This window comes from Nitrosomonas supralitoralis (genome assembly GCF_003011925.2).
Lineage (GTDB): Bacteria > Pseudomonadota > Gammaproteobacteria > Burkholderiales > Nitrosomonadaceae > Nitrosomonas > Nitrosomonas supralitoralis.
Map to the genome: position 1 here is coordinate 1 of NZ_PXXU01000223.1, position 316 is coordinate 316.

Here is a 316-nt window from a genome sequence, read left to right on the forward strand (position 1 = left end):
GCGTATAGATATATTCTTCTCTAAAGAGTATTTTAAATACATCTATAGATTCACTTACTTAAAATTTTGTACTATAGTGCCCTTTTATTTTCTTTATTACATAACAATGGAAATCAATAAGACTTGGCAACTAACAAACTATAATGGCAGCCATATCGTTAATGTTTGTGAGAATGATGATTCTCAGGCAGAAAAACTTACAAATTACCTCCTCGAAGGGTTGCAAAATAATGAAGCGGTGGTAGTTATTGCAAATCGGTCATTAAGAAAAGCACTGTTATCTAAATTGAACGTTAAGAGTTTAGATGTGCAGGCA

The 316-nt window shown here is 32.0% G+C and carries 1 protein-coding gene; it reads left to right on the top strand.

Features of this window, described 5'->3' with window-relative positions:
- Nucleotides 1-106: 106 nt before the first annotated feature.
- A partial coding sequence (locus C7H79_RS18605; RefSeq protein WP_147383567.1) for a DEAD/DEAH box helicase family protein occupies nucleotides 107-316 on the top strand: 210 nt, incomplete at its 3' end.